We start from the raw sequence: 18,752 nt of genomic DNA on the forward strand, positions 1-18,752 counted from the left end.
TGCTAGCGCTGGTTACTTAAGGTCTCAATGATTGAAACTAACCTTTCTATTTTAGCGCTCTCGCCAGTAAAACCTATTCACTAAAACCTTTGACTGCCAGTAAAACCTTTGATCGATAGGAGAGAGCGGCTTCTATGTATCGCTAGTTTACCGGGCTAAAGAGGGCACCTTATTCACCTGGTGCCCAGAAACTCAAGTTTAGCCCTGAGGTTGCCAGCGGATATGAGTGCTCAGGGTATGAGACTCACCCGGCGCCAGCTCGACCCTATCTTCCAATACATTGGCGGCCTCAAGGCACACCATGGTGAGATAATCCTGATCGTTAAAGCGCGACAGACGCTTAGATTTCTCTATCCAAGGATTCCACAGCACCGCCGATCGGCTGTTATCGCGGCGCACCTCTATGATCCCCTGTGGGGTATGCAGTAGCTGGCAGTCGCCAAGCTGGGTGTAGACACGGTCGGTTTCGCGGTCAAATAACACCTCATCTCCCTCCTGCTCGAAGGGGCCTTCACCAAATTCGATATAGCGGGCGCCGCTAAAGCCACTGGCCTTAAGCTGATGAATATCTTCGATAGGGAAGTAGGTGTGCAGCGCCTGGGTCAGATTGAATGGGGTATCACCTAGGTTGGTGTTGATCAGGCTGACGCTTAGGCTATCGCTTAAGGTAAAGATGAGCTCGACTCGGCTTGGATGCGCCCAGTACTGCCTGTCTTCATCGCTTATGGTCAGGCTAAACTTGAGCTCCACCACCTGATCCTGCATCTGCACCGAATCTAAATTCCATAGACGGGTACGGGCAAAACCGTGTTGCGGCCACTGAGGGTTCTCATGCATGCCAAACCAGGGCCAGCAGACAGGGATACCGCCTCGGATGCCGCTACCCGGCTGATAGTCGTCGGCGCTCGATACCCAGAGCAGCGGGGCTTGGCCCTTTGGCTGAAACCTGTCTATCTGGGCGCCTTGCATGAAGATGCGTGCCTGACAGAGATCGGTATCGACCTCGACATATTCGAGTCCCTGGGGATGTTTTTTTACGGTTACAGAACCCATAAATGCTCCTCACGAGTTAAGCCGGGTTGGTCATTTAGCTGATGACCTAGCTTACAGAGTTTTCGTTGTAAGCTGTAGTATGACCTTGATTGTTTTTAAGCTTTTCGACGCTCGAAATAAAACAGCCGATTATAAGGGCTGTATTTTTGAGCAGATTTGGGTAAAGTGGTCGGAGCACTATAGTTGAGCGAGCGCTAATGTCCCGGCTAGCGCCTGTTCGTTTTGGGTTTCGACAATAGAAGGAATAAGGAATGCCAATCTATCAAGCTCCACTGCGCGACTATCAGTTTATTCTCTCCGAGCTACTTAACATCTATGGGCGCGATGACCTTCAGGGATTCGATGAGATCGACGCCGAGCTGACTGACGCCATTCTTCAAGGGGTCGCCGACTTCACCACAGAGATCATGCTGCCGCTTAACAGCCAGGGCGATACCCAGGGCTGCCAGCTGGTGGACGGTCAGGTGCGCACCCCCGAAGGCTTTAAGGACGCCTATCAGCAATACGTGGATAACGGCTGGGCGACACTCACCAGCGACCCAGAATATGGCGGTCAGGGTCTTCCCGAATGTATCGGGGTGTTTGCCACTGAGATGAAGACGGCGACCAACATGGCCTTTGCCATGTATCCAGGCTTAACCCACGGCGCCTATGCGGCGATCCATGCCCATGGCAGCGACACACTCAAGGCCAAATATCTCGAGAAGCTGGTGTCGGGCGAGTGGACCGGCACCATGAACCTGACAGAGGCCCATGCGGGCACGGATCTGGCGCTGCTGCGCACCAAGGCTAAGCCGGTGGGCGAAGACACCTATGCCATCAGCGGCGAGAAGATCTTCATCTCATCTGGGGATCACGACCTGGCCGACAACATAGTGCACCTGGTGCTGGCGCGTCTGCCCGATGCGCCCGATGGCGTGAAGGGGATCTCCCTGTTTGCCGTGCCCAAATATCTGGTGAATGAGGATGGCACCTTAGGTTGCCGCAACGGTGTCGAGGCCAGTGCCCTTGAGCATAAGATGGGGATCCACGGTAACTCTACCTGCGTCATGGTGTTCGACGGCGCCATCGGCGAGCTGGTGGGCGAACCCCATCAGGGGCTGAGGGCCATGTTTACCATGATGAATGAGGCGAGACTCGGCGTGGGCGTGCAGGGGCTCGGGGTCTCTGAGATCGCCTATCAAAATGCCCTGAGTTACGCCAGAGAACGTCTGCAGGGGCGCGCCTTAAGTGGCGTTAAGGCCAGTGAATCGCCGGCCGATCCGATTTTGGTTCATGGCGATGTCAGACGCATGTTGATGGCCCAGAAGGCTTTCAACCAAGGCGCCAGAGCCCTGATGGGACAGCAGGCTCTCTGGCTAGACGAGTCTCACCGTCATCAGGACAAGGCCAAGGCGACCATAGCGGCCAAGTTAGCGGCGCTCTTTACCCCAGTGGTGAAAGGTTTCGTTACCGATCAAGGCTTTAAGGCCTGTGTCGATGCCCAGCAGGTCTATGGAGGCCATGGCTATATTCACGAGTGGGGCATGGAGCAGTTTGTGCGCGATAGCCGCATCGCCATGATCTACGAAGGCACCAACGGCGTGCAGGCGCTTGACCTCGTTGGGCGTAAACTGCTTGCCGATAAAGGCGAGGCGCTGGGGCTCTGGTCTGAGATGGTTAAGCCGTTCCTGGCTAAACATCTCGAAGATGAGGCGCTGAAACCTTACCTGATGCCGCTGATGGAGGCCACGACCGACCTCGAGAAGGCGACCCAGTATATCGTCGCCAACGGGGTTAAGAATCCGGACATCATAGGCGCCGCCTCCATGGGCTATCTGCAGATCCTGGGTATAGTGGCTCTGGGCTGGATGTGGGCGCGGATGGCGGTCAAGTCTCAACAGGCCATGGCGGCGGGCGAAGAGGAGGCCTTCTATGCCAACAAGCTAGTGACGGCGAAATTCTACATGAGTTACTGGGCGCCTCAGACTAGGAGTATTCGCTATCAGATGGAGCGTAGCTGTGAGCTGCTGACTCAGTTACAAGACAGCGATTTCGACTAGGCCAGATTCGAATGGGCAAGTTAGGATTGAGCCTGATTCGATCTAGCAAGAAGGGCCGTAAGGCCCTTTTTTCATGCCCTTTCACTTGCCGATTTAAAGAGTAAACGACAGGGGGGATGTTGTTAGCGCATGAAATGCAACAAACGGTTGTTGGCGGGCATGGCATGGTCGGCTAGCAGATTGAGGCCTGCAGCTTCGGCGAGTTCAGTTATCCATTCTATGTCACGTATGCCACTGTGGATGTTGCGATGCTTGAGCCAGATATCGAACTGGCGATTGCTGTCGCTGGTGTATTGGTTGTTGTAGTTGAAGGGGCCGTAGACGCAGAGGCTGCCAGTATCGCTAAGATGGCGATCAACACCCTTGAAGAAATCGGTCACCATGGCCTCACTCATGATGTGCAGCGTGTTGGCGCTGAAGATGCCGTCGACCTCTCCCTGTGCCAGTGGCCAGGGGGCGGTGACATCCAGGCTGACGGGCGGTGCAATGTTATCGCCCCCCTGCAGGGCGATTCGCTTCTCGAGTGGCTCGATAAATCGCGGCTGATCGCTGGGGCACCAGATGAGATGGGGCAGGTGCGCCGCAAAGAATACCGCGTGTTGGCCCGTGCCGCTGCCGACCTCAAGCACTCGTCGTGTGGTCCTAAAGCTCTGTTTCAGTACCGCCAGAATAGGCGCTTTGTTGTTTTCGCAGGACTGTGAAAAGGGCAGTTGGCTGAGAGACATAATGCATGTTAATTGTGGGCAGTGAGTCTCAATCTACGATATTTCAGCGCCTGTTCGCAAGCCAATAAAAAAGCGCCCGCAGGCGCTTTTGGCTATTTAGCTATAACGCGCTTTACTGCGTGATCATTTCGCAGCGGGATCGCTGGTCAGATCGATGCGGTAGACGGCGAAGCCCAGGGCATCTGGCTCGGCCAGCTTTTCCATCTTGCGCAGCTGGTTGTCGTTGATGAACGTGTCGGCCTTGTCGCTGTTTTGGGTCTCGAAGCGAATGTCCAGCGCCACCTGAGTGTTGATGGTCTTGAAGTCCCAGTTGTAGTCGGCTCTTGGGTCGACCATGCCATCATAACCACCCTGATCGTTTGGCTTGGATTGTGCCGTGATATAGGCGGCCAGGGCCTCACGGTTGGTGTCTGGTAGCTCCATCACCACATACTCTGAGCCCGTACCGGCAAACTTGCCGCCAAAGGCGCGGTAGTTGTTAGAGGCTACGATAAACTCCTGGGCGCTAAGCGCATCACCGGTTAACACCTCGCCTGTTGGCGTGGTGTAGGCCAGATCGACGATACGCTGGGCGTTCTCGTTGCCAGCAATAACGGCGCAGTTACGGTCAAACTTGCTTGGCTGAGTGACATCTATCTTATAGGTCACGCCGTCGATCACATCGAAGTTGTAGGTCGGATGGCCATTCCAGTTGATCAGTGACTGAGGCTCGCTTGAGCTCGGGTCTATTTGATTGAACTGGTTGGCACTACACTCTAACCAGTCTTTCAGCTCGACGCCTGTGATCTTCACCGCCACCATGGTATTAGGGTAGAGGTAGAGATCGGCGGCGTTCTTAAAGGTCAGATCGCCGGCATCCACCTGCACGAACTGCGAGGCATCGGCTTCGGTGGCGTGACGCCCACCCGCCTTGAAGGGGGCTGCGGCCGAGAGGACTGGGATCCCCTGCAGCGATTCGGGTAGCTTGGCGCTCACCTGGGCAATCTGAGCATCCGAGACGATTTGTACCGTAGGATCATCCTGTACCAGAGTCAGGAAGCTATACATATCCGCCGCGGCGACCCCTATGGGTTGATCCACGAAGGCCAGGGTGCCTTGATGCTCGAGTTCGACCGCATCGTGAATATCTTTATCGGCGTCTACCAGGGCAACCTTGTTGGCGCCATCATAGATGGGACGCGCCTCAGTCTGGGCATCGGTTACCGACCAGGTGCCATCTTTGAGGGTCAGTTTAAGATCCACCACCCCTAAGTTGTCGCCCCAGCGGCCCGGCATGACGGCGGCCACACCGTTGAGTAGACCCTTCTCCACATCGGTATTGGGCAGATCGGCATAGTTGGCGTGTGGGAAGATAGAGTGGCTATGGCCGAACATGATGGCATCGATGCCTTCGACATTGGTCAGGGCGAAGGTGGCGTTCTCGGCCATGGCATCGCCTGGGTTTTCCGTCGAGCCAATGCCAGAGTGGGGGATGGCGATGATCACATCGGCGCCCTCGGCCTTCATCTTAGGCACGAACAGCTTGGCTGTCTCTATGATATCTTTAGCTTCGACCTTACCGGTCAGATGCTGCTTGTCCCACAACATGATCTGTGGTGGCACGAAGCCTATGTAACCTATCTTGATGGTGTGTTCACGCCCCTGAGTGTCGATAACCACTTTTTCCTTGATCAGGTAAGGGGTAAACAGGTTGTCGCCTTTCTTGATGTCATTCCAGCAGTCATCGGCCGCGCAGTAGACGTTGGCGTTGATATAGGGGAACTCGGCGCCGCTGAGGGCCTTCTCAAGAAAATCCAGGCCGTAGTTAAACTCGTGGTTGCCTATGTTGGCCACCTCATAGTCTAAGGTGTTCATCGCCTTGTAGGCCGGGTGAACATCGCCTTCATTCAGGCCAATCTTGGCCATGTAGTCGCCCATGGGGCTGCCCTGAAGCAGGTCACCGTTATCCACTAGCACGAAGTTAGTTGCCTCTTTACGGGCGGCGTGGATCAGGCTGGCGGTGCGCGCAAGGCCTATGGTGGGATCGACCTTAGACTGGTAGTAGTCATAGTCCATGATGTTAGTGTGCAGATCTGTGGTTTCCAGTACCCTGAGCTCCACGTTTGCCGAGGTGATCGTATCCTCATCATCATCGTTCCAGCTACAGGCGGTGAGTCCGATACTCGATGCGATAACCACGGCTAATAGTTTTTTATTAAACATATCCATCAATCTCTATTAATTATTGTTTGACCCCGAAGCCGCTGTTAATTTCAGTTGGGCTTCATTTGTGCGGCAAGGCCTGGGCAGGCTTATCTTTGGCCTGCTTAATCCCGAGTGCCGCCTGGCGAATTATAGAGAGATGAAATGTAAAAACTGTGACAGTAAGCGACTGTTTATGTGACAGTTTGTATCGACTTGCTATGAATCGGTGAACCCTTGAGCAGGTTGCGCGGGAATTGTGCAATCTCGCGGTTTGATGGGATAAAAAAAGCACGCCGGAGCGTGCTTTTTGTAGATTGACGAGTGCTGCTTACTTGGCGAGCAGGCCACGACTGCGAAGCAGCGGCTCGATGCCCGCTTCCTTACCGCGGAACTGCTTGTAGAGCAGCATAGGATCTTCGCTGCCGCCTTGAGACAGTACGTTGTTTCTGAAGGCGTCGGCGGTTGCCTTGTCGAAGATACCGTTCTCTTTGAAGGCCTCGAAGGCATCGGCGCCCAGGATGTCAGACCATAGGTAGCTGTAGTAACCGGCCGAGTAACCACCAGAGAAGATGTGTGAGAAGTAGGTGCTGCGATAGCGCGGCGCGATCTCCTCGATAAGGCCCATCTTGCTCAGGGAATCGGCTTCAAACTTGGCCGCATCTTTTGGCTCGAAGTCGCTCAGGGTGTGCCAGTCGAGATCCAGCTTGGTCGCCGCCATATATTCAACCGTGGCAAAGCCCTGGTTGAACTTGCTGGCCGCTTGGATCTTCTCGACCAGGGACAGAGGGATCACTTCGCCCGTCTTGTAATGCTTGGCAAACTGCGCCAGCACTTCTGGTTGAGTCATCCAGTTTTCCATCACCTGTGATGGGAACTCCACATAGTCACGTGGTACTGAGGTGCCCGCCTGAGAGCGATACTCGACGTCCGACAACATAGCGTGCAGGGCATGACCAAACTCGTGGAACAGAGTACTGGCCTCATCGAAGGTGAGCAGCGCTGGCTCGTCGCCTACCGGACGTGGGTAGTTGAGTACGTTAACGATAATCGGCTTAGACTCGACCCCATGCATTCTGTACTGCTTGCGATAGGCGTTGGCCCAGGCGCCACCACGCTTGCTGTCACGCACATAGTAGTCGCCCAGGAAGATCGCCATCAGCGAGCCATCTTTGTCATACACTTCCCAGGTACGCACCTCGTCGTTGTATTTAGGCAGATCGGTGCGCTCTTTCACTGTGATGCCGTAGAGACGGTTGGCTGTGTAGAACACGCCTTTCAGGGTGTTTTCCAGCGAGAAGTATGGGCGAGTTTCCTGCTCGTTGAAGCTGTACTTGGCCACACGGATCTTATCGGCATAGTACCACCAGTCCCAGGCCGCCAGCTTGAAGTTACCGCCTTCGGCGTCGATCAGCTCCTGCATTACGGCGACTTCTGCCTTGGCTTGACCAAGGGCTGCCGGCCAGACCTTATCTAACAGGCCGTAGACATTTTCAGGGGTCTTGGCGGTGCGCTCTTCCAGCACGAAGTGGGCGTGACTCTTATAACCCATCAGCTGGGCGCGCTCGGCGCGCAGGGCCGCCATTTGAGCCAGGATCTTCTTGTTGTCGTGGGCGTTGTTATTGTTGCCACGCTCAACGTATCCCTTGTAGATCTTCTCACGCAGCTCGCGGTTGTCAGCGTAGGTGAGGAAAGGGGTGATAGATGGACGCTGGGTGGTGAATACCCATTTGCCCGGATGACCTTTCTTCTCGGCGGTTTGCGCGGCGGTGTTGATCACATCCTGCGGTAGACCTTTGAGGTCGGCGGCGTTGTCGATCACCAGTTCGAAGGCGTTGGTTTCGGCCAGTAGGTTATCGCCAAACTCCAGGCTCAGCTTGCCGATCTTCTCGTTCAGAGCTCTGAGTTTAACCTTGTCGGCATCGCTCAGGTTAGCGCCGCCGCGGGTGAATGACTTGTAGGTATCTTCCAGTAGCTTCTGCTGGGCGGTATTGAGCGCCAGGCTATCGCGCTGGTCATATACGGCCTTGACGCGCTTGAACAGCTGGTCGTTGAGCAGGATGTCGTCACCGGCGGCAGACAACATAGGCGAGACCTCTTTAGAGATCGCCTGTAGCTGCTCGTTGGTGTCGGCACTGGTCAGGTTATAGAAGACGCTGGCCACCTTAGTGGTGAGATCGCCGGCAAATTCCATGGCTTCGATGGTATTGGCGAAGGTAGGGGCCGCCGGGTTATCGATAATGGCCTGGATCTCAGCCTTGTGCTGGGCGATACCCGCCTTGAAGGCTGGCAGGTAGTGCTCTGGCTTGATCTTGTCGAAATCTGGCATACCCAGGAAGGTATCATAGGGTTTGAAGAAGGGGTTGCTGGTGTTGTTGTCTATGATGCGCTGCGCGACCACGTTGGGTGCGACTTCCGCTTCCTGGCTGCTACCTTGCTGGGCGCTACAGCCGCCTAAGGCGATGGCGAGTGCCATGGCCGACACGATTGGCTTGAGGGTCAATCCCTTCATAGTTAAATTCCCCGATGATTGGCTTGTTTTAGGCCGCGATCTGGCGTCACGACTCGTTAAGCGGCCAAATTGACCGCGAATATCTGCGCTTAAATTGGCTTAAGCGGCGACATTAAACTGCTCATTATCAGGTTTCTGACGGTTAAATCTATCGATTTTGTGTTTTGTTTGTAACAAATGTTTTGAGTTGGCTGTTTTTGCACCCTAGATGCACATAAATGTGGCAAAATGCGTCAATTCGACGTTAAAAATGATAATAACAGATGACTCTTAAACTCTCCCTTAAAGCCGCCGGCGCCCTAAGTTTATTGCTGAGCAGCGGCCTGGCTTTTGCCGCGCCTCAAGCCGATTCACAGCTTAGTGCTCAAACTAGTTCTAATGCCCCTCTAATAGACGCGCCAAAGGTCTCGGCCCTGGCCGACCGAGTGGCTCAATATGCCCTTAATACCTATGGCGATGAGACCATCTCCGCGCTATCGACCCTGATCCCCTTTAAGACGGTGGAAACAGAGGGGATGACCCCCTTGACCCATCCCGAGTTTATCGGCTTCAAGGCGCAGTTAAAGTCCCTGAGCCAGAGCCTGGGCCTGGATTACAGCGATCAAGGCTATGTGGTGCTCATCGGTCTGGGGGAAGGGGAGCAGAAGCTTGGGGTGATCACCCACGGCGATGTGCAGCCCGCCGATGCCAGTTTCTGGCAGCAAGACCCCTTTATCCTTGACAGTCAGTCACAGCCCGGCTACCTGATTGGTCGCGGCACCGAAGATGACAAGGGGGCGATAGTAACCGCCATGTATGCCATGAAGGCGATCAAGGACAAAGGGCTTGCTTTAAACAGGCGCATCGAGCTGCTGGTCTATCTGGCTGAAGAGTCGGATTGGGCGCCGCTGAAGGCCTTTTTGACCGAATTTACCCCCGCCGATATCAATATCACCATAGACGCCGAGTACCCGGTGGTGACCGCCGAGAAGGGCTGGAGTGAAATTCGCCTGACTATTCCTAAGATGCCCAAGACGCCCAAGATGCCTAAGGATGGTAAAGCAGCCTCTAGCGCGTCGGCCAGCTTAGAGGGTTTTTCTGGCGGCGCCTTTGCCAGCCAGGTGCCCCAGCAGGCGGTGGCCAACATCTCTGGGCTAGATATGAAGACAATCGCTGCGCTAAAGGAGAAGGCCAGCAAACAGCAGGGGATGAAGTATCAATTTGAGCAGACATCATCGGCAGGCCAGGATGGCGGACAGCTAACCATCACCGCCGAGGGCAAGTCGACCCACTCTTCTACGCCTGAGGCGGGGGTCAACGCCGTGACCCATCTGGCCGAGCTGTTGAAGGGGATTCATTTTGCGCGCAGCGAGGCGGCCCTCACGGCTGAGTTTATTCAGCAGATGGTTGGGTTAGGGCTATACGGCGAGGAGTTTGGTGATATCGCCTATGAAGATGATTTTATGGGGCCCATGACCCTGGCCGCGACCTTGGTGAAGCCAAATGATCAGGGCACAGAGATAGTGCTAAACCTGAGACGCCCTGTGGGCAAGACTCCCGAGCAGCTGGACCAAGAAACGTATAAGGCGCTGGAGAGCTGGCAGGCGCAGCAAAGTGTGTCGCTTAAGGGGGTCGAGACCTATTGGGGCGAGCCTAAGTTGATGGACAAGGCGCCGCATCTGCAGACCCTGCTGTCGGTATTTGGTCACTTTACCGATACGCCATCTCCAAAGCCTGTGGCCATCGGTGGCTCGACCAACAGTAAGCTGTTTCCCAATGCACTAAGTTTTGGCCCCGCCATGCCCGGCGTCGAGTATACCGGCCATAGCGAGCACGAGTTCATCACCAAGACGCAGTTTATGCTCAATCTACAGATGTATACCGCCGCCTTCGTCGAGCTGGCCGCCTCAACAGAGCAGTTATCCGAGCAGGCTAAGCAAGGGACTGGGCAAGCGACTAAGACTGGGGCACAAAGCGCCAGCGATTAAGGCTTGCAAAATAACCTGACTATTTTTAAGGTAATTTAGTCTTTGTTGATAATTATCAATGACTTTTTAATTGCGTTAGATAAGCATAGCTAACGTCTTTGTACCCAGAAGAACAATAATATGAAAAATAACCAACCTGTCACCCAGAAAGAGAAGGTGTTTGCCGCCGACACTATCTTGTTGTCGACCACAGACCTTAAGGGCAAGATCAAATACGCTAATGCTGGTTTCACTCAGGTGTCTGAGTTTACTCAGGATGAACTCTACCGCCAGCCCCACAATATCGTGCGCCACCCTGACATGCCGCCGGCGGCCTTCGAATCCATGTGGTCTCGCCTCAAGCAGGGCAAGCCTTGGATTGGTATAGTGAAGAATCGCGCTAAGTCGGGAGATCACTACTGGGTCAACGCCTATGTGGCTCCTGTGTTAGAAGGCGGCCAGGTGCACGAATATCAATCGGTGCGCAGAAAGGCCACCCAGGCGCAGATAGATAACGCTCAGGCCCTCTATGGCGAGCTCAACGCCGGTAAACAGCCCCGCGCCCTAAAGGCGGCGCGCCTCGGCTTTGGTAAGCGTTTGGGCTTGGTCTTGCTGCTGAGCCTCGGCGTCGGCGTCGCGCTCGCCGGTTATTCGCCCCTGCTGGCACTGCTGGTGGCAGCGGGCCTGGGACTAGCCGGACTCTCTCTGCTCCTCAAGCCCTTTAATGCCCTGGTGGAGCAGGCGAGCGGCATCATAGACGATCCGCTGGCGACCGCCGTCTATTGCGGCCGTCAGGATGAGCTGGGCAAACTCAGCTTCGCCCTGCAGTATCTGCTGACGGAAACCGGCGGCGCCGTGGGACGCATGGCGGACTCGGCCGAGTCGATACAAGAACTCAGTGTCAGCCTGAATGAGACCATCAGCCATACCCGGGATCGCGCCGACAGTCAGAGCCAGCAGACCAGTCAGGCGGCCACCGCGGTGGAGGAGATGAGCGCCAGCTTTAACGAGGTGAGCCAGAATATCCAGCATGCGGCCGAAGAGATGTCGATGAGCCATGAGGCGGCCGAGAAGGGCCATGAGCTGCTGGTCGAGGTGATCCAGGCCATCAAGGGGCTGCATCAGGAGGTGAGTAACTTCTCTGCCGTGGTGGCCTCAATCGAGCAGGACAGTCAGGAGATCAACGAGGTGCTGGAGGTGATACGGGGTATCGCCGAGCAGACCAACCTGTTGGCCCTCAATGCCGCCATCGAGGCGGCCCGCGCCGGTGAGTCGGGCAGGGGGTTTGCCGTGGTGGCCGATGAGGTGCGCCAGCTCTCCAGCCGCACCAGCGAGTCGACCAGCCATATCGAGGCGATCGTCAGTAAGTTCAGAGACAGCACCTTAAAGGCGAGTCAGACCATGCAGGCGGGTCAGCGTCAGGCCCAGCACTCGGTAGGCTTGGCCCAGCAGGTGGATGCCTCCTTCGAGGAGCTGCGCGCCTCTATCGATAAGATCAATCAGATGAGTGATGCCAACGCTGCTGCCATGAGCCAGCAGACTGCGGTGGCCAGTGAGATCAGCCAGTCGATTCAGTTGATCAATGAGCTAGCCCTGGCGAGCCTGAGTCAGACCCAGGCCGCGGCAGAGCGGGGCGGCCAGGTGGCGCGCCTGTCGGCCAAGACTCATCACCTGTCACAGCAGTTCTGGCGTCAGAGTCTGCGCATTAAGTGATAAAACATTGAGTAGAAATATTGAGTAAAGAAAAAAGGGAAGCTTAGCTTCCCTTTTTTGTGGGGTATTTTACTTGCTAGTAACCCGCAGTCGCACTGCCGGCGCGGCGAGGATCTGAGGCGCCAAACAGGCCCTCGTCGGTGATCATGATCGACTGGGTCGAGCCCATGGCATCTTTGACGCTGACCTTGTGGCCTCTGGCTTCCAATAGCGAGATGGTGTCGCGATTGAGGTTCTTCTCCACTCTCAGCTCGTCGGGTAGCCATTGGTGATGTACCCGGCTGGCGTAGCTGGCCTCGGCGATATTGAGCCCATGATCGATCACATTCATGATGATCTGTAGTGTGGTGTTGATGATGCGTGACCCACCAGGGCTGCCGGTGACGATGAAGGGCTTGCCGTCTTTCATCACTATAGTTGGGCTCATAGAGCTGAGGGGGCGCTTGCCGCCTTCGACCGCATTGGCATCGCCGCCGATCAGACCATAGCCGTTAGGCACGCCGGGTTTAGCTGAGAAATCGTCCATCTCGTTGTTGAGCAGAATGCCCGTGCCTTCGGCCACCAGGCCCGAGCCATAGCTGAAGTTCAGGGTATAGGTGTTGGCCACCGCATTGCCCCACTTGTCGACCACTGAGTAGTGGGTGGTCTGTGGGCTCTCGTACCCTGCGAGCTTGCCCGGGCCAATTTCGCTGCTTGGGGTGACGCGGTTGATGGCGATCCCCTTGGCGCGCGACTTGGCGTACTCCTTACTGATGAGCGCTTTCACCGGCACCTCAACAAAATCGGGATCCCCCAGATATTCACTGCGATCGGCATAGGCGCGTTTCATCACCTCGGCCATTAAATGCAAGGTATCGGCCGTATTATGGCCTAACTTGGCGATAGGATAAGGCTCAAGCATGTTGAGCATCTCGATAATATGTATGCCGCCGGATGAGGGGGGCGGCATGGAGATCACCTGGTAGCCGCGATACTCGCCCTGAACGGGTTGACGCTCGACCACACGATAGCCTTTAAGATCATCTAAGGTCATGATGCCGCCGGCCTGGGTGACGCTGGCGACTATCTTCTCGGCGGTCTCGCCCTCATAGAATCCCTTGCTGCCTTGGGCTTTGATCAGCTTGAGTGAGTGGGCCAGCGCCTTTTGGCTGAGGGTGTCGCCTATCTCGAAGTTGCTGCCATCTGGGCGATAGAAGATCGCCTTAGAGCTCGGCCACTGGGCGATGCGGCGTTTCAGCCCGGCAAGGGAGCTGGCGAGATCCGGTGTGACTGTGATGCCTTGCTCGGCAAGCTTAATGGCGGGCTCGATCACCTGGGCCATGGTCATGGTGCCATATTTCTTAAGGGCTAACTCCATTCCCATGACGGTGCCGGGTACGCCGACGGCCAGGCCATGTTCGCGGCTGAGCTTGGCGACCGCATCACCCTGCTCGTTCAGGAAGATATCCTTGTGGGCGCGTTTGGGGGCAACCTCGCGATAATCGATGGCGACCGTCTTATTCCCCTCGGCCAGATGCACCAGCATGAAACCGCCACCGCCTATGTTGCCGGCCCTTGGCAGGGTGACCGCCAGGGCAAAGCCGACGCCGACCGCCGCATCGACCGCATTACCGCCTTGCTTGAGAATATCGACCCCCACTTGAGTGGCTACGGCCTCCTGGCTGGCCACCATGCCGTGCTTGGCCCAGACAGGCTGAACTGTGGCGCTGTGGCTATAGATGGAGGATTCGGTGGCCTGGGCAAACTGACCTGCAACGAGCGGCAGGCTGAGACTGATGGCAAAGAGTAAGGTTTTTATTGGACGCACATGGATTCCCTAATGTTTAAAGTTATTAAGAGTGTTTAAAGTAATAAAAGTATTGCAATGAATACGCGCGTTAAGAGTAAGAAGAGTGATAAGAATATTAAGCGTGTTAAGCTACTGAGTCAGTTCTCTTGGTTTCAATGTGCCGATTATCACTGCTGAAATCAAGCCATCTTTTTAAGGAGCAGGTCTTGGCGGCATCATATTCGATTCAGTGTGTTAGTCAAATCGCCACCCTGGGGGCGCCACTGTGGGATGCCCTGATGGCGGGCGCGAACAGGCAGGATCAGAACGGACCGGCTAACCCCTTTTGTTGTTATGAGTATCTACATGCCCTCGAGCTAAGTGGCTGCGTGGGTGAGCAGACGGGTTGGCGACCCATGCATCTTGTGGTCAGCGAGGTCGGGCAAGCTGGGGAAAATAATCAGGGCGATGAGAGTCAGCTTGATCCCAGTAAGGTGCTCGCCGTGATGCCCCTCTATCTTAAGGGGCACTCCTATGGCGAGTATGTGTTCGATTGGGCCTGGGCCCAGGCCTATGAGCGTCATGGGCTCGAGTATTATCCTAAGCTGGTCAATGCCATCCCCTTTACCCCGGTAACGGGCATTCGCATCGGCATTAGAGGCGATCTGTCAGAGGCGCAAAAAGCGGGGCTTATCGGTAAAATCGGTGAGCATCTGGACTTGCTGGCCAAGGCCTGCTCGGCATCGAGCTGGCACAGCCTGTTTCTGTTAGAGCATGAGCGGCTGCCTTTGGTGAGTCAGGGGTATCTTGAGCGCCTCGGCACTCAATTTCACTGGTTTAATCAAGGTTATCAAAGCTTCGATGATTTTCTCTCGAGGCTTACCAGTCGCAGACGCAAATCAATCCTCAAGGAGCGCCGGGCCATCGTAAACGCTGGGCTGAAATTTCGTTTCATCGACGGAGCCGATATCACTGAAGATGAACTCACCCATTTTGTGCGCTGCTATCAGCGCACCTATTACAAGCGCTCCGGCCATCAAGGCTATTTAAACGCCGCCTTCTTCAGCGCTGTCGTGAAAAACATGGCCGATAACGTGCGCCTCTTAGTGGTAGAGCGCCCGCAAGCTAACAAGCTAGAATCTCGGGCAGGGAGTGAGGCAAGGAGTGGAGTCGGGAGCAAGGCTGAGAAGGAGGCAGAGAGCGCGCAAGAAAGCGAGCCTATCGCGGCGGCGCTCTATTTCGTCGGTGGTGATTGCCTCTATGGCCGTTACTGGGGCGCCCTCGAAGAGATAGAGGGGCTGCATTTCGAGACCTGTTACTATCAGGGGATAGATTATGCCATCGCGCAGGGGCTGAAGAAGTTTGATGCCGGCGCCCAGGGAGAGCACAAGGTGCTCAGGGGCTTTGTGCCTATCTCCACCCATTCGGTGCATGAGATCTTACACAGTGATTTTCGCCGCGCCATTGCCGATTTTATCGAGCAGGAAGCGCAGGCGGTGAAAATCTACATGAGTGAGCTTGAGGCCACCTTGCCCTTTAAGCGAGAGGGCGACTAACTAAGTAAGCAAAGTAAGCAAAGAAAGCAAAGTAAGCAAAGAAAGCTAAATTAACTTAAGTTAAGCCTAGCCCAACGCCAGCCAGAAGCCGACCCCTATCATCAGGGAACCCGCGATGCGATTGAGCCACTTGATGTTATCGCCCTTCGCCAAAAACAACTTGAGCGACTTGCCGCCGCTGGCGTAGGCCAGCATGCTGACAAACTCTGTCATCATGATGATCATCAGTAACAGGCTCAGCTGCGGCGCCACGGCGCGCTCGACATCGATGAAGGGGGGCAGCAGAGAGATCATAAAGGCCCAACCCTTGGGGTTAGCGATGGCGGTGACAAAGCCCTGTGAGATCAAGGCCTGATTGCTGATCTGTGTGCTCTGATTGTCCAGGCTAGCCATCTTGCCCTTGGCGCGCCACATCTGTATGCCGATATAGCCAAGATAGGCGCCGCCGACCCACTTGAGCACCTCGAAGATCTGCGGATAATTTAGCATCATGGCGGCGACTCCCATCACGGCGGCAACCGCCACCAGGGCCACCCCGGCCAGCTCACCTATCATCATCCACAGGGTGCGGCGCACCCCTATGCTCATGCCGAGGGTCATCGCCAGCGTCATGCACATCCCGGGTGTGATGGAGACGAAGAAGAAGGTGGGCAGAAAAACGGCAATAAGAATATGATCTGACATCTTGTGGTGCGATGAATGAGTGGCTAGGCAGGCTAGTGTAGTGATTTATCGCCTCGCTGCAAAGCAAAAAAAACCAGCCGATGAGGCTGGTTTTTAGTATCACACTGCTCTATATGAGCCAGTGTTTAGAGTACGCCGCGACGCACCTGGTCACGCTCAATAGATTCGAACAGCGCCTTGAAGTTACCTTCGCCGAAGCCCAGGTTGTTCTTACGCTGGATGATCTCGATGAAGATAGGACCAAACAGGTTCTTGGTGAAGATCTGTAGCAGATAGCCGTCCTCGTCACCGTCCACCAGGATCTGGTGATGCTTGATGCGCTCTCTGTCTTCGGTTACCTGTGGCAGCTTGTCGAAGATGGTGTCGTAGTATTCAGGGATGATATCCAGGGTCTGAATCGAGCTACCTTCCATCGCATCCAGTGAGGCTACGATGTCGCGGCTACGGAACGCTAGATGCTGCACGCCTGGGCCGTCATATTCTCTCAGATATTCGTCGATCTGGTTTCTGTCATCGCCTTTACCTTCGTTGATTGGGATACAGAAGCTGCCATCGGGAGAGCGAAGGGCATAAGAGATCAGAGCCGTCTGCGAACCCTTGATGTCGAAGTAGCGCACCTCGGTAAAGCCGAAGATATCTTTGTAGAAGTTTGACCAATGCTCCATGGTGCCTTTGTAGACGTTGTTGGTCAGGTGGTCGACTTCGATAAAGCCTTTCTCTTGTACGATTTCTGGGTTTTCAAGATCGACAAAGTCGGTGGCGTAGATGTTGTTGTCCGCGCCGAAGGTGTCGATAAAGTAGATCAGGCTATCGCCGATGCCGTAGATGGCCGGGTAGGGCAGGTCTTTTACCTCGTCACTTGCAGGCTTGGCGCCACGGGCAACCGCACCCTCGAAGGCGAATTTGGCATCTTCTACGCGCCAGCCCATAGAGCTGATGGCAGCGCCGTGCTTCTTGGCAAACTCGGCAGAGAAGCCGCTCTTCTCGTTGTTTAGCAGAAAGTTGATGTCGTTTTGTTTGTAGTAAACGATATCTTTTTGCTTATGCTTCTTTAGCTTAGAGAAACCAAAGTCGATGAAGACCTTGTGCATAAAGTCGAGATCTGGGGTGCAAAACTCGGTAAATTCGATGCCCAGTAATCCCAGTGGATTTTGTTCGCTTGCCATGTGAGTATCCTCGTTCAATTTGTTACAACCACAGTCACTCTTTGGTGACTTGTCTGGCTATTCATTGTGATTCGGTGTGTACCGAACGGTATTAGTCTTCTAACCAAGAGCGGTTGTAGTCTTTACTCATGCAACCTTGTACATGTTGGGTTAGCTGCAGTGGGGCGAAGGTGTCGACCATCACTGCGTATTCATAGGTCTCTTTCTTGCCAACCGAAGCCTCGGTGCGGCCTGGTTGTGGTCCGTGTGGTACCCCTTTCTGATGCAGCGTCATGTAGCCGGCCTCGATGCCGGTGCGGCTCATGAAGTCGCCGTCCACATAGTAGAGCACTTCGTCGCTGTCGATATTGTTGTGGTAGTAAGGCGCCGGGATAGACTGCGGATGGAAGTCGTACGGGCGCGGCACAAAGTTACAGATAACGAAGTTGTGGGCGGTAAACACCAGATGATCCGACGGCGGCAGGTGGATCTGACCCACTTTAGGGGCGTAATCCTGAATGTTGAAAGCCCAAGGATAGACACAGCCGTCCCAGCCCACGAGATCGAAGGGATGCCACTCAAGCTGTGTCAGCTGATACTTGTCACCAAATTTACAGACCAGAGGGAAGGCGCCTTTCTCGACCACGGCTTCTTGCAGGCTAGGAACGCGGATGTCGCGCTCACAGTAAGGAGCAGACTCCAAAAGTTGTCCGTACTCGTTTCTAAAATGCTTAGGCACTTCAACCATTGAGAAGGCTTCGATAACAAATAGGCGAACCTGGCTGTAATCGTCAAACTTAAGCTGATAGGTGGTGCCGCGCGGGATAACCAGGTAGTCCCACTTTTTCACCTCTAGCACACCATATTCGCTGTAGAGCTTGCCCTGGCCTTCGTGGACGAAGATCACCTCGTCGGCGTAGGCGTTGCGGTAAAACTCTTCGGTCGCCTCGGTGACCTTGGCGCTATACATGGCCACGTCGTTATTAAAGAAGATCTTGTTGCGCGCCGAGTAGAAGTTACCCTCGCGGTCGGCCTGCTTAGCGTCCAACTTATAGTTCTGAATCAAGGTGTCTTGCCAGGTTTGGCCGTGATTGACCTCGAACGGGCTCACCTCTAATGCCTTGGTTGGCATGTTGTGGTGATACTTGTTGGAGTAGATGTTGGAGAAGCCATGGGTGGAGAAGAGTTCTTCCCGATAGAGTTCACCGTTCTCTTTCTTGAAGGTGATGTGGCGTTTATGGGGGATCTCCCCCTGTCTTACATAAAATGGCATGGCTTCTTTCCTTGGGTGCTTTAGCGGGCACACTTATGTTTATGTGATCTAAATAACAATTTAGTTGCTGGCATGAACAAAAAAAAGAATAATAAATAGCTTAACTCAATCTAAATTTTAGATGGTTGTCATTTGTTTACGCCGAGGAAGTGAG

General features: G+C 54.8%; 12 protein-coding genes. 4 read left to right on the top strand and 8 right to left on the bottom strand.

Going from position 1 to position 18,752, the window contains the following annotated elements; translation table 11 throughout:
* Window positions 1–198: 198 nt before the first annotated feature.
* Window positions 199–1,053, bottom strand: coding sequence for a D-hexose-6-phosphate mutarotase (locus AYI87_RS14040; RefSeq protein ID WP_144203100.1), 855 nt, complete (start codon window positions 1,051–1,053; stop codon window positions 199–201).
* Between the two features lie 251 nt (window positions 1,054–1,304).
* Between AYI87_RS14040 and AYI87_RS14045 the strand changes: the two genes are divergently transcribed.
* Window positions 1,305–3,095 (top strand): acyl-CoA dehydrogenase C-terminal domain-containing protein, encoded by a 1,791-nt coding sequence (locus AYI87_RS14045; protein WP_144203102.1) that lies wholly within the window; start codon window positions 1,305–1,307, stop codon window positions 3,093–3,095.
* A 122-nt stretch (window positions 3,096–3,217) separates the two neighbouring features.
* Here the strand turns inward: AYI87_RS14045 and AYI87_RS14050 are convergent, their stop codons facing one another.
* From AYI87_RS14050 to AYI87_RS14060, 3 genes are all read right to left on the bottom strand, one after another.
* Entirely contained in the window at window positions 3,218–3,820 is a 603-nt protein-coding gene (locus AYI87_RS14050) for a DUF938 domain-containing protein (RefSeq protein ID WP_144203105.1), read from the bottom strand.
* Between the two features lie 123 nt (window positions 3,821–3,943).
* Window positions 3,944–6,022: a bifunctional 2',3'-cyclic-nucleotide 2'-phosphodiesterase/3'-nucleotidase gene (locus AYI87_RS14055; protein WP_144203107.1), complete on the bottom strand. Its 2,079-nt coding sequence runs from the start codon at window positions 6,020–6,022 to the stop codon at window positions 3,944–3,946.
* 310 nt (window positions 6,023–6,332) lie between these two features.
* Entirely contained in the window at window positions 6,333–8,513 is a 2,181-nt protein-coding gene (locus AYI87_RS14060; protein ID WP_144203110.1) for a M3 family metallopeptidase, read from the bottom strand.
* Window positions 8,514–8,776: 263 nt separating this feature from the next.
* On the opposite strand from AYI87_RS14060, the gene AYI87_RS14065 reads away from it, so the two are divergent.
* Both AYI87_RS14065 and AYI87_RS14070 read left to right on the top strand, forming a co-directional pair.
* On the top strand, window positions 8,777–10,480 hold the full coding sequence (locus tag AYI87_RS14065) for a dipeptidase (RefSeq protein ID WP_144203112.1): 1,704 nt from the start codon (window positions 8,777–8,779) through the stop codon (window positions 10,478–10,480).
* A 120-nt stretch (window positions 10,481–10,600) separates the two neighbouring features.
* Window positions 10,601–12,172 (top strand): methyl-accepting chemotaxis protein, encoded by a 1,572-nt coding sequence (locus AYI87_RS14070; RefSeq protein ID WP_144203115.1) that lies wholly within the window; start codon window positions 10,601–10,603, stop codon window positions 12,170–12,172.
* 76 nt (window positions 12,173–12,248) lie between these two features.
* Here the strand turns inward: AYI87_RS14070 and ggt are convergent, their stop codons facing one another.
* Entirely contained in the window at window positions 12,249–13,979 is a 1,731-nt protein-coding gene (gene ggt / locus AYI87_RS14075; RefSeq protein WP_144203118.1) for a gamma-glutamyltransferase, read from the bottom strand.
* A 137-nt stretch (window positions 13,980–14,116) separates the two neighbouring features.
* Between ggt and AYI87_RS14080 the strand changes: the two genes are divergently transcribed.
* Window positions 14,117–15,496, top strand: a complete 1,380-nt coding sequence (locus AYI87_RS14080; RefSeq protein WP_144203120.1) for a GNAT family N-acetyltransferase — start codon at window positions 14,117–14,119, stop codon at window positions 15,494–15,496.
* A 66-nt stretch (window positions 15,497–15,562) separates the two neighbouring features.
* On the opposite strand, the gene AYI87_RS14085 is transcribed toward AYI87_RS14080, so the two are convergent.
* The 3 genes from AYI87_RS14085 to AYI87_RS14095 form a co-directional block, all read right to left on the bottom strand.
* Window positions 15,563–16,180 carry a LysE family translocator gene (locus AYI87_RS14085; RefSeq protein ID WP_011865954.1) on the bottom strand — a complete coding sequence of 206 codons (618 nt, stop codon included), beginning with the start codon at window positions 16,178–16,180 and terminating at the stop codon, window positions 15,563–15,565.
* Between the two features lie 125 nt (window positions 16,181–16,305).
* Window positions 16,306–17,346, bottom strand: a complete 1,041-nt coding sequence (gene hppD, locus AYI87_RS14090; protein WP_144203123.1) for a 4-hydroxyphenylpyruvate dioxygenase — start codon at window positions 17,344–17,346, stop codon at window positions 16,306–16,308.
* A 91-nt stretch (window positions 17,347–17,437) separates the two neighbouring features.
* Entirely contained in the window at window positions 17,438–18,598 is a 1,161-nt protein-coding gene (locus tag AYI87_RS14095; RefSeq protein ID WP_144203126.1) for a homogentisate 1,2-dioxygenase, read from the bottom strand.
* Window positions 18,599–18,752: the final 154 nt, after the last annotated feature.

It is taken from the genome of Shewanella sp. KCT (genome assembly GCF_007636505.1).
Classification (GTDB): domain Bacteria; phylum Pseudomonadota; class Gammaproteobacteria; order Enterobacterales; family Shewanellaceae; genus Shewanella; species Shewanella halotolerans.

Bases quoted from the DNA above. Each gene is read 5' to 3' on its own strand.
- AYI87_RS14040 (WP_144203100.1), bottom strand. From the start codon at position 1,053: ATGGGTTCTGTAACCGTAAAAAAACATCCCCAGGGACTCGAATATGTC.
- AYI87_RS14050 (WP_144203105.1), bottom strand. From the start codon at position 3,820: ATGTCTCTCAGCCAACTGCCCTTTTCACAGTCCTGCGAAAACAACAAA.
- AYI87_RS14065 (WP_144203112.1), top strand. From the start codon at position 8,777: ATGACTCTTAAACTCTCCCTTAAAGCCGCCGGCGCCCTAAGTTTATTG.
- AYI87_RS14080 (WP_144203120.1), top strand. From the start codon at position 14,117: ATGTGCCGATTATCACTGCTGAAATCAAGCCATCTTTTTAAGGAGCAG.
- hppD (WP_144203123.1), bottom strand. From the start codon at position 17,346: ATGGCAAGCGAACAAAATCCACTGGGATTACTGGGCATCGAATTTACC.
- AYI87_RS14095 (WP_144203126.1), bottom strand. From the start codon at position 18,598: ATGCCATTTTATGTAAGACAGGGGGAGATCCCCCATAAACGCCACATC.
- AYI87_RS14070 (WP_144203115.1), top strand. From the start codon at position 10,601: ATGAAAAATAACCAACCTGTCACCCAGAAAGAGAAGGTGTTTGCCGCC.
- AYI87_RS14060 (WP_144203110.1), bottom strand. From the start codon at position 8,513: ATGAAGGGATTGACCCTCAAGCCAATCGTGTCGGCCATGGCACTCGCC.
- AYI87_RS14055 (WP_144203107.1), bottom strand. From the start codon at position 6,022: ATGTTTAATAAAAAACTATTAGCCGTGGTTATCGCATCGAGTATCGGA.
- AYI87_RS14045 (WP_144203102.1), top strand. From the start codon at position 1,305: ATGCCAATCTATCAAGCTCCACTGCGCGACTATCAGTTTATTCTCTCC.
- AYI87_RS14085 (WP_011865954.1), bottom strand. From the start codon at position 16,180: ATGTCAGATCATATTCTTATTGCCGTTTTTCTGCCCACCTTCTTCTTC.